This is a genomic window from Bradyrhizobium sp. GW821-FHT13H06, from assembly GCF_058803975.1.
The window spans coordinates 955,577-969,744 of record NZ_JBXAPN010000003.1; the positions used below are offsets into that span (position 1 = coordinate 955,577).

At 66.3% G+C, this 14,168-nt stretch carries 9 protein-coding genes; 3 read left to right on the forward strand and 6 right to left on the reverse strand.

Annotated features, from left to right (window positions below):
* The first annotated feature begins 249 nt into the window (after window positions 1–249).
* Window positions 250–1,866 carry a phosphoenolpyruvate carboxykinase gene (locus AC1RQP_RS16850; protein WP_492937771.1) on the forward strand — a complete coding sequence of 539 codons (1,617 nt, stop codon included), beginning with the start codon at window positions 250–252 and terminating at the stop codon, window positions 1,864–1,866.
* Window positions 1,867–2,033: 167 nt separating this feature from the next.
* On the opposite strand, the gene AC1RQP_RS16855 is transcribed toward AC1RQP_RS16850, so the two are convergent.
* Both AC1RQP_RS16855 and AC1RQP_RS16860 read right to left on the reverse strand, forming a co-directional pair.
* Window positions 2,034–2,849, reverse strand: coding sequence for an acyl-CoA thioesterase (locus tag AC1RQP_RS16855; RefSeq protein WP_492937772.1), 816 nt, complete (start codon window positions 2,847–2,849; stop codon window positions 2,034–2,036).
* Between the two features lie 223 nt (window positions 2,850–3,072).
* Complete coding sequence (locus AC1RQP_RS16860) at window positions 3,073–5,589, reverse strand: glycogen/starch/alpha-glucan phosphorylase (RefSeq protein WP_492937773.1); 2,517 nt, start codon at window positions 5,587–5,589, stop codon at window positions 3,073–3,075.
* A gap of 204 nt (window positions 5,590–5,793) precedes the next feature.
* On the opposite strand from AC1RQP_RS16860, the gene AC1RQP_RS16865 reads away from it, so the two are divergent.
* Entirely contained in the window at window positions 5,794–6,039 is a 246-nt protein-coding gene (locus AC1RQP_RS16865; RefSeq protein WP_492937774.1) for a hypothetical protein, read from the forward strand.
* A 23-nt stretch (window positions 6,040–6,062) separates the two neighbouring features.
* Here AC1RQP_RS16865 and AC1RQP_RS16870 read toward each other — a convergent pair whose 3' ends face one another.
* The gene (locus AC1RQP_RS16870) at window positions 6,063–6,926 is read right to left on the reverse strand and encodes a LysR substrate-binding domain-containing protein (RefSeq protein WP_239629532.1); all 864 of its coding nucleotides are present in this window, start codon (window positions 6,924–6,926) and stop codon (window positions 6,063–6,065) included.
* A gap of 110 nt (window positions 6,927–7,036) precedes the next feature.
* Here AC1RQP_RS16870 and AC1RQP_RS16875 point away from each other — a divergent pair, with 110 nt between their 5' ends.
* Window positions 7,037–7,948, forward strand: coding sequence for a DMT family transporter (locus tag AC1RQP_RS16875; RefSeq protein WP_492937775.1), 912 nt, complete (start codon window positions 7,037–7,039; stop codon window positions 7,946–7,948).
* A gap of 118 nt (window positions 7,949–8,066) precedes the next feature.
* Here the strand turns inward: AC1RQP_RS16875 and AC1RQP_RS16880 are convergent, their stop codons facing one another.
* The 3 genes from AC1RQP_RS16880 to AC1RQP_RS16890 form a co-directional block, all read right to left on the reverse strand.
* The gene (locus AC1RQP_RS16880) at window positions 8,067–8,837 is read right to left on the reverse strand and encodes a TIGR02186 family protein (protein ID WP_492937776.1); all 771 of its coding nucleotides are present in this window, start codon (window positions 8,835–8,837) and stop codon (window positions 8,067–8,069) included.
* A complete protein-coding gene (locus AC1RQP_RS16885) occupies window positions 8,834–9,751 on the reverse strand; it encodes a sulfite exporter TauE/SafE family protein (protein ID WP_239620395.1) in 918 nt (305 codons plus the stop codon). Before AC1RQP_RS16885 ends, AC1RQP_RS16880 begins: the two co-directional genes overlap by 4 nt.
* Before the next feature lie 509 nt (window positions 9,752–10,260).
* A complete protein-coding gene (locus AC1RQP_RS16890; RefSeq protein ID WP_492937777.1) occupies window positions 10,261–13,674 on the reverse strand; it encodes a tetratricopeptide repeat protein in 3,414 nt (1,137 codons plus the stop codon).
* Window positions 13,675–14,168: the final 494 nt, after the last annotated feature.

Sequence of the window (14,168 nt, forward strand, 5' to 3'; positions counted from 1 at the left end):
GAGTAACGCGCAAACGTGCATTTGGTTGCGCGATCATTCGTACTTTTTTGCCGCGGCTGCTCAGAGCTGACATGCGCGACGTTTGGCGCGGTCCTTGAATAAACCAAATCCTGCGGGATCAGCTTGGCAACGCCAGCGTTCACGATTATGACGTCGTTCAGCCGAGGCCGAACGGCCCATTGATCAAGGTGACCGTGGTGGCGCTAAACTTGTCGCGCTGAGTGTCGCGGGTTCTAGGAGGATTCTTTCGTGCAAGAGACGGGCGTGCGCAACGGTGCCTTCGGCGCCGACAAATTCGGCTTAAGGAATCTCAAGCAGGTGCACTGGAATCTCCGTGCGCCGCAACTCTATCAATACTCGCTCGCAGCGGGTGAGGCGGTGCTCTCCGCTGACGGTGCGCTCTGCGCCGACACGGGCGAGTTCACCGGCCGCAGCCCGAAGGACAAGTTCACGGTCCGTGACGCCACCACCGACAAGAAGATGTGGTGGGCCGGCAACCAGTCGATCACCGCGGAGCAGTTCGAAACGCTCTACCAGGACTTCCTCAAGCACGCCGAAGGCAAGAAGCTGTTTGCGCAGGATCTCTATGGTGGTGCCGACCCGGCCTACCGGATCAAGACGCGCGTCTTCACCGAGCTCGCCTGGCACTCGCTGTTCATCCGCACGCTGTTGATCCGCCCCGAGGCGATCGAGCTGTCGACCTTCGTGCCGGAGCTCACCATCATCGACATGCCGAGCTTCCGCGCCGATCCTAAACGCCACGGCGTGCGCTCGGAGAACGTGGTCGCGATCGATTTCGCCCGCAAGATCGTCCTGATCGGCGGGTCTTATTACGCCGGCGAGATGAAGAAGTCGGTCTTCACCACGCTGAACTATTATCTACCCGAGCGCGGCGTGATGCCGATGCACTGCTCGGCCAATGTCGGCGCCAAGGGCGACACCGCGATCTTCTTCGGCCTGTCGGGCACCGGCAAGACCACGCTGTCGGCCGATCCCAACCGCACGCTGATCGGCGACGACGAGCACGGTTGGGGTCCGAACGGCGTCTTCAATTTCGAGGGCGGCTGCTATGCCAAATGCATCAAGCTCTCGAAGGAGGCCGAGCCGGAGATCTATGCGGCCTCGACCCGCTTCGGCGCGGTGCTCGAGAACTGCGTGCTCGACGAAGACACCCGCGTGGTTGATTTCGACGACGGCTCCAAGACCGAGAACACGCGTTCGGCGTACCCGCTCGAGTTCATCCCGAACGCCTCGCGCACCGGCCGCGCGCCGCAGCCGAAGAACGTGGTGATGCTCGCCGCCGACGCCTTCGGCGTGCTGCCGCCGATCGCAAAGCTGTCGCCGGCGCAGGCGATGTATCACTTCCTCTCCGGCTACACCGCCAAGGTCGCCGGCACCGAGCGCGGTCTCGGCAACGAGCCGCAGCCGGAATTCTCCACCTGCTTTGGTTCGCCCTTCCTGCCGCTCGACCCCTCGGTCTACGGCAACATGCTGCGCGACCTCATCGCCCAGCACAATGTCGACTGCTGGCTGGTCAACACGGGGTGGACCGGCGGCAAGTACGGCACAGGCAGCCGCATGCCGATCAAGGTGACGCGCGCGCTGCTCACCGCCGCGCTCGACGGCAGCTTGCGCAACGTCGAATTCCGCACCGACAAATATTTCGGCTTCGCGGTCCCGACCGCGCTGCCGGGCGTGCCGAGCGAGATCCTCAACCCGGTCAACACCTGGAAGGACAAGGACGAGTTCGACAAGACCGCCCGCGCGCTGGTCGGCATGTTCCAGAAGAACTTTGCCAAGTTCGAAGCCCAGGTCGACGCCGAGGTGCGCGCCGCCGCGCCGGACGTGAAGCTCGCGGCGGAGTGATCTCTCGCACTGTCCTCAATGCAAGAGGGCGGCCGTGAGGCCGCCCTCTTTGTTTGTACGCAACTCTCACCGTCATTGCGAGCGTAGCGAAGCAATCCAGAATCTTTCCGCGGAGACGGTCTGGATTGCTTCGCTGCGCTCGCAATGACGAACGTTGTGGAGACGGCCTATGCCTTGAAATACGCGATCTGGGTCGTGGTCGCGAGCAGCCTGCCGTTGGGCGACCACAGTTCGGCGTTCTGGTCGGCGTAGCTCTTGTGCATGATCTTCGAGTCCGCCGTCGCCAGCACGCGCGTGATGTCTTCAGCCGCGAGCTCTGCGCTGTCGGTGTGGAAATAGGTCGTCAGCGACACCGTGCCGAACGGCACGAGTTCGCGGCGCGCGTGGAAGATGCGGCCGAAGAAGGCGTCCGACATCGACATCAGCGACAGCATGTCGAGCTTGCGCGGCGTGCGGTCGCTGATCCAGATCTTCGAATAGGTGCTGGCGGGCTCGGCCTGCTGCGGGCCGATCCGCATCTCGCCCTCGACGAAGCGGAATTCGTACTGGTTGGCCCAGGACGCCGAGATTTTGGGAAACGGCATCGTCTCCTCGAACGGCTTTGCATCCGGATATTGCGCCACCCGGTGCTCCCAGGACGGCCGCCGCTCGGCGAACACCGCGGTGGCGAGCGTTGCGACCTCGCCGCCGCCCTGGCTGAGCTCGACGCTCCAATGCTGGCTGGAGCGATTGGCCTTCACCAGCCGCACGTCGAGATCGAACGGACCCTTCGCGATCGGCGCGCAGTAGTTGACGGTGAGGGCGAGCGGATCGCCGGCGGCCTGCGGATGCTCGATCAGCGCGCGCAAAATAGTCGCGGCAGTGGCGCCGCCGAATGGGCCGACGAAGGCCCAGTAATCGTCGCTGGTGTGCCCCTGCCAGCTGGAATCGCCGGCGGTGACGCGGGTGGCGTCGTCGAAGGGGTGGGGAAGCTTGGCGTGCATTGGAGTCCTCAGTGTCTCCCCGCCGTCATTGCGAGCGCAGCGAAGCAATCCAGACTGTCTCCTAGGAAAGATTCTGGATTGCTTCGCTGCGATCGCAATGACGCTGGTCGAGGTTGCTGCGGCGTGTCACCGGCGCCGCCTTGGGGATGATAACGATCATATCATCATCCGCCCTGCGAGATGCAATAACCTCGCAGGTAACGCCGTTTCACGCCGCGGAAAATCAGCCCGCGGCGTCGCGCAGATCCGGCAGCACCGGCGTGGTCGGATTGACCGGCACGTTCCAGATCTCCTCGGCGTATTCGCGGATGGTGCGGTCGGAGGAAAACCAGGCCATGCGCGCAACGTTGAGGATGGAGGCGCGTGTCCATGCCGACGAGACCAGCCAGCGCGCATCGACCGCGCGCTGCGCCTCGTAATAGGAATCGAAATCGGCGCTGACCATGTAATGGTCGAGATAGCGCAGCGCATGCGCGATCGATTCGAAGCGGCCGGGCTCGCCGGGCGAGAACTCGCCGGCGCCGATCGCGTTGATGGCGCGCTGCAGCTTCGGCGAGTTGCGGATCACGTCGGAGGCGTCCAGCCCCTGCTTGCGCCGGATCATCACGTCGCCGGCCTCCATGCCGAAGATCGCGATGTTCTCAGCTCCGACATGGTCGCGGATCTCGATATTGGCGCCGTCGAGCGTGCCGATGGTGATGGCGCCGTTGAGCGCCAGCTTCATGTTGCCGGTGCCGGAGGCTTCCATGCCGGCGGTGGAGATCTGCTCGGAGAGATCGGCCGCGGGAATGATCACCTCGGCGAGGCTGACATTGTAGTCGGGCAGGAACACGACCTTGAGCTTGCCGTCGATCGCGGGATCGTTGTTGACGATCTCGGCGACGTCGTTGATCAGCTTGATGATCAGCTTGGCGTAGCGATAGCTTGCCGCCGCCTTGCCGGCGAAGATCTTCACCCGCGGCACCCAATTGCCGCTGGGGTCATCCTTGATCGCCTGGTACAGCGCGACCGTCTCGATGACGTTGAGCAGCTGGCGCTTGTATTCGTGGATGCGCTTGATCTGCACGTCGAACAGCGCGCTCGGATCGACCTTGATACCGAGCCGCTCGCCGATCAGGCGCGCCAGGGCCGTCTTGTTGTGGTGCTTGACGCCGCGGAATTTCTTCTGGAACTCGACATCGCTGGCGCGCGCCTCGATCAGGCTGAGCTGGGTGGGGTCGTCGAGCACGGCATCGCCGCAGGTCTCGCGCAACAGGTCGGTCAGCTTCGGATTCGCCAGCATCAGCCAGCGGCGGAAGGTGATGCCGTTGGTCTTGTTGGTGATGCGGCCGGGATAGAGATGGTTGAGGTCGTGGAATACGGTCTCTCGCATCAGGTCGGAATGCATCGCCGAGACGCCGTTGATGCGGTGCGAGCCGACGAAGGCGAGCTGGCCCATGCGCACGCGGCGGCCGCTCTTCTCGTCGATCAGCGAGACCGAGGCGCGGAAGTCGATGTCGCCGGGGCAACGCGCCTCCGCGAGCGCCAGATGCTGCACGTTGATGCGGTAGATGATCTCCAGGTGCCGCGGCAACAGCCGTTCGAACAGCTCGACCGGCCAGGTCTCCAGCGCCTCGGGCAGCAGCGTGTGGTTGGTGTAGGAGAGCGTGGCGACGGTGATCTTCCAGGCCTCGTCCCAGCGGAAATTGTGCAAGTCGACGAGGATCCGCATCAGCTCGGTGACGGCAAGGCTCGGATGGGTGTCGTTGAGCTGCACCGCGACCTTGCCTGCGAGGTTGCGCAGCTGGCCGTCGGAGGCGAGATGCCGTTTCACCAGGTCCTGGAGCGAGGCGGAGACGAAGAAATATTCCTGGCGCAGCCGCAGCTCGCGGCCCGCCGGGCTCTCGTCGTTCGGATAGAGGAACTTGCAGATCGCCTCCGCGCGCGACTGCTCGGCGCTGGCGCTGACATAGTCGCCCTTGTTGAAAGCATCGAGCTTCAATGGATCGGGCGAGCGCGCCGACCACAGGCGCAGCGCATTGACGTGGTGGCCGCGCCAGCCGACGATCGGCGTGTCATAGGCGATCGCCTGCACGGTCTCGCCCGGATGCCAGATCGCGCGGTCGCGGCCCTTGTCCTCGACATGCTCGACGCCGCCGCCGAAATTGACGTCGTAGATCACCTCCGGCCGCTGCAATTCCCAGGGGTTGCCGAAGCTCAGCCATTCGTCGGGATATTCCTGCTGCCAGCCCTGATTGATGATCTGGCGGAACAGGCCGTAATCGTAGCGGATGCCGTAGCCGATCGCGGGAATCGACAGCGTCGCCATGCTCTCCATGAAGCAGGCGGCGAGGCGGCCGAGGCCGCCATTGCCGAGCGCGGCGTCCGGCTCGCACTTGCGCAGCTCCGGCAGCGAGACGCCGAGATCGCCGAGCGCGACCTCGAAGATCTTCAGCAGCCCCATGTTGTTGAGCGCGTCGGTGAACAGGCGGCCGATCAGGAATTCGAGCGAGAGATAATAGACCCGCTTGCGTCCCGCATCGTAGCTGTGCTTCTCGGCCGTCAGCCAGCGATGCACGATGCGGTCGCGTAGCGCCAGCGCCGCGGCCTGGTACCAGTCGTGTTTCGTCGCCATGCCGGCGTCCTTGCCGATGGCAAGGCGCAGCTTTGCCAGGATCGCGCCCTTGATCTCAGCCAGCGCGAGTTCGTCGATGGGCTGTCCGTGGGCCGGAGAACTGGGTTGGAACGATGAATCCTGCAAAGCCGTCACTTCCTGGGTCGAAAGAACTCTTACCAATCTACGCGTCCTGCCCTTGCACTGGAACTGTCGCCCGTGCGGTGGTGCACTGCGCTGGCGCAAATTTATGCAAGGAACGGGCCGAATTGGGAACCCGGGCGAGCACGGAGAAGCCGGGATTCGGTGCTAGATTACAAAAGATTCAGCCATCAGTGTGGAGGAGACCCCATGAGACTGCTGACGCGACTGCCGATCGAAATCGCCGCTGCGGCCCTGCTCGTCGTCTGCATCGGCGCCTCCGGCGCGGCGTTTGCCGCCGGCAAATCCGGTCGCAGCGCCGACGGTCTCAGTTGCGGATTCACGGTCCCGCAGAATGCGTCGCCCGCAGCCCGCTGCGCCGCGATGAAGCGCCAATGCGGCGGCAAGTTCTACGCAAATGCGTGCGGCGACAAGCTGCTGTCCGCGGCGAATTGAAAGCCGTCGGAGGTCCGGCGGGCTCAAGCCGCCTTCGTCTGCACCGTGTCGCAAAACTCAGCGAGGCGACCCGCAAGCCGCAGCGTTGCCGGGCTCGCGTCCGGCGAAGCCATCAGTGCGAGCTCGGTCTTGTTGATCGGCGCAAAGCCCTCCTTCGCCGTCAGCACGCGGTGCTCGGACTGGATCGACATCTCCGACAGGATGCTCAAGCCCATGCCGGCGGCGACCGCGGCCTGGATGCCGGCGAGATTCGATGACGTATAGGCGGTGTGCCAGGCGCGGCCGGCGCTCTCCAGCGCGTGGATGGCGCCGGCACGATAGATGCAGCCGAGCGGAAAGCCGATCAGCGGCACCGACGACACGTTGACGTCGACCGGATGGCTCTTGCTGGTGACCCAGTGCACCCGCTCGGGCCACACCGCGATCGCGTCCTTTCCCCCGGCCTCGCGCTTGTAGAGCGCAAGGTCGAGCTCGCCGCGTTCGAGATCGCGGGCCAGGTGCTTGCTCTGGTCGGCGCGCACGTCGAGCCGCAGGCCCGGATGCGAGCGCGAGAACGCACCCAGCAATTTGGGCAGCCGGTACGCCGCGAAATCCTCGGGGATGCCGAGCCGGATCGCGCCTTCGCTGTCAGGCTGGCGCAGCACGTCGCGCGCCTCCTCGGCGAGCGAGAGCAATCGGCGCGCATAGGAGAGCAGCCGCTCGCCGGCCTCGGTCGGCCGCACGTCCTTGCCGTCGCGGTGCAGCAGCAACTGGCCGACATCCTCCTCCAGCCGCTTGATCTGCTGGCTCACGGTCGACTGCGTGCGGTGGACGCGGGCGCCGGCGCGGGTGAAGCCGCCGGCCTCGACCACCGAGACGAAGCTGCGCAGGAGCTCCAGGTCGAGCATGCTGGCCTCCATTGGAAAATCCACTGATGTCGAGTTAATCATTTAATTTCCAAATGACAAGCGGTCTCCCTAGATCGGGGTCCAGAAGAAAAACATCCGAGAATGCCCTCATGTCGCTCGCCACCTCGCTTTCCGCAGCCCCCAGCCGTTTCAGCACGCTGCCGCTCGCCATCGGCCTGTTCTGCCTGCTCTGGAGCTACGCCTTCGTCGCCGGCAAGATCGGCGTCACCCATTGCCCGCCGCTGATCCTGCTCGCCGCGCGTTTCTCGCTCGCCGGCATCTTGATCCTGGGCGCGACGCTGATCCGCGGCGACGGCTGGTCATTGTCCTGGCGCGACGCCGCCATCTTCGCCGTGCTTGGCATCGCCAACAACGCGCTCTATCTCGGCCTCGGCTATACCGGGCTGCAATCGGTCTCCGCCGGTCTCGGCGGGCTGATCGTCTCGGCCAATCCGGTGTTCACGGCGGCGCTCGCCGCGATCCTGCTCGGCGAAGGCATGACCTGGCGCAAGGCGAGCGGCCTCCTGCTCGGCGTGATCGGCGTGACGGCGATCGTCTGGCACCGCCTCTCGGTCGGCACCGATTCGCTGCACGGCATCGTCTTCACGCTGGCCTCGCTGGCCTCGCTCGTGGCCGGCACCATCCTGTTCAAGCTGCTGGCGCCGAAGGGGTCGTTGTGGATCGGCAACGGCGTGCAGAACCTCGCCGCCGGCATCGTGCTGACGCCGGTCGCGCTCACCTTCGCCGATATCCATGCGATCGACTATACGCCGAGCCTGATCGGCGCCTTCGCCTTCCTCGTGCTCGGCGGCTCGATCCTCGCCTATTGGCTCTGGTTTCATCTGCTGAAGGTGTGCGGCGCCACCGCCGCCAGCGCCTATCACTTCCTGATGCCGCCGCTCGGCATGCTGTTCGCGTTCCTCGTGCTCGGCGAGCACGTCGAGGCGCGGGACCTGCTCGGCATCATTCCGGTCGCGCTCGGGATCTATCTGGTGACGCGGCCGGCCAAGGCGGCGTCGTGAGTGAAGTCTTCGTCATGGCCGGGCTTGACCCGGCCATCCACGTCTTCGTTGCCGCGCGCAAGAACGTGGATGCCCGGGACAAGCCCGGGCATGACGGCGACGAGGCAGTATGCGCCCATCAATCCTTCCGGAACACGATCGACGCCATCCAGCCCGTCATCAGCGCCATCGCTACCGTGGCCAGACCATACAGCAACCCGTTGTGCCGTGCGGTGGTGGCCACGAACTGCTCGAAGCCGACCTTGACGATCTCGAACGCGGTCTCGGTCTTGCCGATGAATGCGCCGTTCGCAAACAGCTTGATCTCGATCTCATAGGTCCCGATCGGCACCTCCGCTGGCAGTGGAATGCCGGTGCGGAACAGCGTTGGTGTCAGGAACGTCACCGCGCTCGGATCCTCGCGATAGAGGCCGCGCTCGGTGCGCAAGCGAATGAAGGCCGAGCGGAACGCATCGTTCGGCACCACGTCGGCGTAATCGCCGCCGACCCGCTGGGTCAGCAGCACGTTGTTGAGCCCGATCTGCTGCCGCCGTGCGATCTCGGGCGAGGTGATCGCATCGAAGGGGCGGTTGGCGAACAGCGCGAGATAGCTCGGCACCTGCAGGAACTGCCGGTAGTCGGTGTTGATCCAGATGCCGAAGGTGCGCTCCTTGCGCCGTGTCACCATGTCGGCGCGCGGGCCCCTCACGGTGACGACGAGATCGTAAGCCGTGCGGTCGGCGGGCGTCGTGGCGTCCCTCTCGACCGAGCCGAACAGCACCAGCTCCTCGCCGGAATAGTTCGGTGTCACCGTGACGCGGTGGTTGGAGACCGACACGATCAGCCGCTCGGCCCGCGCAGCGCCGCCGAGCAGCAGGACGAGAACGATTGCGAGAAGCGTGCGCGTCATCCGCTCACTCCGAGCTCGCGAATGGTGAAGAGATCCGAGGGCTGGATCACCAGCTCGATCGCGAAGCGGACGCCGACCGAAAGGATCAGCAGGCCGAGCAGCAACCGCAGCTGCTCGCCGCGGATCTTCTGGCCGGCGCGGGCGCCGAACTGCGCGCCGGTGACGCCGCCGACCATCAGGATCAGCGCCAGCACGGCGTCGACGAGGTGGTTGGTCACGGCGTGCAGCATGGTCGCGAACAGCATGGTGACGAGCGTCAGCACCATCGAGGTTCCGATCACCGTCGAGGTCGGCACCCTGAGCAGATAGATCATGATCGGCACCAGGATGAAGCCGCCGCCGATGCCCATGATGGCGCCGATGAAGCCGATCACGATGCCGACCACCACGACCGGAATCACCGAGAGATAGATCTTCGAGCGCTTGAACCGCATCTTCAGCGGCAGGCCGTGGATCCAGTTGTGCGTGCGTCGCGGCGGCAGCGCGCCGCGCCGGGTCCGCATCAACGCGCGCAGGCCCTCGGAGAACATCAGGCTGCCGACGGTGGTGAGCAGCACGACGTAGGAGAGCGCGATCATCAGGTCGAGCTGGCCGAGTGCGCGCAGCTGCGTGAACGTCCAGACGCCGAGCGCCGTGCCGGTCACGCCGCCGCAGAGCAGGACGCTTGCCAGTGCCGGATCGATCGCGCGCCGCCGCCAGTAGGACAGCGCGCCGGAAAAGGACGAGGCTGCGATGTGGCTCGCGACGGAGGCGACCGCCACCGCCGGCGTGATGCCGATGAAGATCAGCAGCGGCGTCATCAGGAAGCCGCCGCCGATTCCGAACATGCCCGAGACGAAGCCGACCGCGGCGCCCATGACGAGCACCAGGAAGACGTTGACCGGAAGATCGGCGATCGGAAGGTAGAGCTGCATTGAACCACGCACCGGCGAGACGGATCGACGAACGCGGAATGCTCGCGGAAAGGACGGAACGATTGCCGCGCCCCTCAATAGCGGACTTTGCCTGCGGGCGGGACCGGGAACTTCGCGCGTGGTGAATGGGCGCGGCGAGAGCGTGACCAAACCGGGCGAGATCGTTGCGACCACAAGGGTACGCTCCCTCCCCCGCTTCGGGGCAGGGCTATCGCATTTGAGAGCCTTCCCCTGTGGCCATCCTTCGAGACGCCCGCCTTTGGCGGGCCCTCAGGATGAGGGCTAAGTGCGCGGCAGCAGTTTCAGCGGGCATCGGTGCCACTTAGCCTCATCCTGAGGAGACCGCGAAGCGGTCGTCTCGAAGGACGAGGCGCGCGCTCAGGCTCCGCCAGGAACGACTGTTCAAGAGGAGAAAACCCCCACCCGGCGCTACGCGCCGACCTCTCCCGCACGCGGTCGAGGTGCACCGAGTCCGTGGCTGGCTTGGTTCGCTCTCGTTACTATGCGGCTCAATTCGCGGCCGAAGCCGAGCGCTTGGTCGCGACGGCCTTCGGCGCCGGCTTTGCGCTTGCCTGCGACGCGGTGTCCCAGCCGCCGGCGGGCGCTGCGACATTGACGGCATCGTCGGGCTGCGGCTCGGGGCTGAAAGTCTGGATCGCGAGCTTGGCGGCGGCGAGCGATTGCGGGTCGAGGCGCTTGGCGACGTCGTCGCGCTTGCCGGCCGCGTCCGCATCGCCCTGTGCGGCCGCCAGGCTGAACCATTTGTAGGATTCGGCGAGGTTCTGCTCGACGCCGATGCCGCGGGCATAGAGGATGCCGAGGTTGAACTGGCTGTCGGCGACGCCGCGATCGGCCGCCTTGCGGAACCACTGCGCTGCGCTCTTGTAATTGGCGCCGCGCCCACCGCCGTCGGCGTCGAGCACCGCGAGATTGTGCATCGCCTTGGCGTTGCCGCGCTCGGCGGCCTGGGTGTAGTAGCGGCGGGCGATGTCGGCGTCCTTCTTCACGCCAAGGCCCTTTTCGTAGAGCGTGCCGAGGCGGAAGATCGCGGGCACTACGCCGGCCTGCGCCGCGCGGTCGTACCACTTCGCCGCTTCGTCGTAATTCGTGGCGACGCCCTTTCCTTCGGCAAAGCGCACGCCGATCTCGTAGGCCGCGGTTGCATCGCCCTTCATCGCGGCGGTGCGCAAGGCCGGGCCGCCGATGCCGTCAGGCAATCTCTCGCTCGGCGGCACCTGGACGAGGCCGAGCTTGGCGCGGCTGGTGCCGGACAGCGCGCCGGTGACGTCGCTGGAGGCCGGCGGCGGGGCTGCGGCAGGCGCCGGCGGGATCTCGACGGAGGCCGAGTTGCCCGGAATGGCGGCGGGCGCCGGCGCGGCATTGATCTGGGATTGCCGTCCGATCGGCGTCGGCGACGTCATCGACGGCGTGATCTGCTCGGGCGTGGCGGGCTTGGTCTCGACCGGGGGCGGCGGGGCCAGCGGCGCCGGCTGGCCGGACGTATCGTCCATGGCCTGCGGCGCCGGCGGCGGGCTGCCGCCTTCGAGCAGGTTCATCGCCATCTTGAAGGTGCCGAGCACGATTACGACCACGCTTGCGCCGACCAGCAGCGAGCGGATCTTCGAAGTGATGGTCGAACCGCCGTCCTTGCCCTGGTCCTTGTTCTTGGATCGGTCGGCCCCTGCCTTGGCGGCGCGGCCGGTCTTTTCCGGCTGCGCGGCGGCGGCTTGCGCGGCGCGGCGTGCGGCCGCGATGAAGCTCGACGACGACACCGGCTCTTTCGGCGCGGTGGCAATTCCGCTGATCGCGCTCTCGGAGGCGGCGATGCGCTCCGACGGCGTGGCGAGGCGTCCGCCCGGCCGTGTGCCCGGCTCGAGCGGATGATCCGGTGGCAATTCCGGCGCGAGCGCGGTCCGCGCGGGCGCGGTGTGCGGCTCCAGGATTTCGCTGATCGCACGCGGCGGCAAGGGTGGTGCGACTTGCGGTGCCGCCGGCACCGGCGGCGGCGCAACGGGCGCGGCTGCGTGGAATTCGCGCGGCGCGGCGACGAAGGCGGCTTGCGCACCCTGCGCGGCGGCGGGATTGGGCAGCTCGGGCTTCGGATCGTATTTCGGCTGCTGCGGTTGTGGCCGCGGCTCGCGCGCCATCGGCGCCGGCTCCATCGGAGCGGCCATCGGCATCGGCTGCGGCGCCGGCACGGTGCGCACCGCGCGCAGATCGCCCTCGATCATCGAGAGGCGATCGACGACGTGGCCGAGCGCGCTGTGGACGGCCTCGAGCGAGTCCTGGGTGTGCCGGGTGGTCTCGGCCTGGCTGAAGCGGATGTCGGAGAGCTCGCGCTTGACGAGATCGACCATGCCGGAATCTGCGAGCGGTGCGGAGTTGCGGCTCTCGGCCAGCGCGGCATAGGTCGCCTGCTGCCGCTCCAGGTGGCGCAGGATGTCGTGCAGCCCGTCCTCGACGCGGCTCAGATTGCCGTTGTGCGGATCGGAGGCGGCTTCGATCCGTTCCAGCAGATAGGAGACGCGCTGTTCGAGATGCGCGAAGGTGGACGCGGAATCGCTGCCGACCTGCATGCGGTCGAAACGGTCCGACAGCGCGCGGATCGCGGCTTCGAGGTGCTCGGTGCTCTCGGATGGCTGAGGCCGTTCGCGGGTTTCGAGCGCAGCGGTGAGCGCGGCGATGCGCTGCTCCAGCACCGCGAAGCTGTCGCCGTGGCCGGAGGCGCGGGTGACCTGGTCGACCTTGGACGACAGCAGCTGCACGTCCTCGGAAAGCCGTGCCAGCGCCTCGTTGGAGGCCACGTTCGAGACGATGCCGCGCAGCGCCGAGATCGCGCCTTCGAGCTGCTGCACTGTCGAGGGATCGTCATTGGCGCGCAGGATCAGATCGAGCTTGGCGCCGAGATTGCGGATCGCCTCGTCGTAGCCGGTGAGCTGCTCGGCCGGCGTCAGCGTGCGCAGCACCTGCTTGATGTCGGACAGCGCATGCTCGATGCCGGAGAGGACCTGGCCGTCGGTGCCGTTGGACCGTGTCTCGTCGATGCGACGGTGCAGCGAGCGGATCTCGTTCTCGATCGATTCGATCGCGCGGCGCGGCATCGCCTCGGTGATGGCGGCACGGATTTCGGCAAGCTCGCTGCGGAAGGCGTTGATCGCCTGCTCGGTATTGTCGGGACGCTGCAGCGACTCGATCTGGCTCGTGATCTTGAGCAGGTGGCGCTCGAGCGATGAAAAATCCGGCCCCGGCTGCGGTGGCGGCGGCGCGTAGGCAGGCGCCGGCGGGGCCATGGGCGGTGCGTAAGGAGCGGCGGGCGCAAGCGAAGGCGCGGCACGCGGCGGCATCTGCCTGGGCGCAAAGCCGTCGAGCTCGCTCTGGCGCGCGGTGATCTCGGCGACCGCGACGTCGAACGAAGCCGGGCTCAGGGGTGGTGAGCTGCGATAGACCTGCGCGGCCGCGCGCTCGACCGCATCGGCCTGGCGCTGGCGCGTGTCGGCCGGGGCGGGGCGTGGGGCCTGCGGCTGCTGCGGTTGCCGCTGCGGGCGGGAGATTTGCGACAGGCGCGCATCGAGCCGCGAGATCGCATCGTTGAGTTGACGCGCGACGCCCTGCTCGCGCGAGACGTCTGGTCTTGAAGAGTCCTGGCGCGGGGCGGGCTTGGAAATCCGTTCGATCTGCTGGGTGATCGCGTCGAGCCGCTGGTGGATGTCCGCGACTTCGCGGCTCTCCTGACTGGGGCCTTGGCTCGGCATGTGCTGCGGACGCTGGTCGTAGGCTGCGCGAAAGTTCGGCGGGGCCGTCTCGCCGAGCGTGGAGCTCAGCCAATCGTTGAGTGACATGCCGGCTCTGCGCGCAGCAGCTTCGGCCCGCTCCCGGACGGATGGATCGATGCCGTCAACACTCCACGATACGCGCGAATTCATGACTCTGTCCGGTTCCGACTCCGGCGCCCCACCCGGCGCCTCCAGCCTCCCCACGCGCCCCGGTTGCAAAGACAATCGAATTTGGCGCGGGTCGTCTGCCTCGAAAACCGACTTTTTCCTGTTACGGTAAATAACGAGTTAAGGAATGCGGCGCCGCTGTCTTAAAGTTGGGCGGAACAGCGAGCCCCGGAACAAGGTGCGCTCCGCTTGCGGGAGAGGGTTGGGGGAGAGAGTGCTTCCGCAATCGAGAACCCCGAAGAGGAGAAGGCGCTCACCCGCGCCTTCGGCGCGACCTGTCCTGCAAGCGAGCGCTTTGCATAATTCGGAACGAAACCGAATGCACCGGAATCGAAACGAGAACTGACCAGATTCGTTTGCAGAACATCGCTCTAGTTCCGCCCCATTTTGCAAAGCTCTCGCAAGCGAGAGATGTGGGCACCGCCGAGGCCGAACCTAGCCCTTCCCGCGCTTCCCATCCTCCAGCGGCACTACCG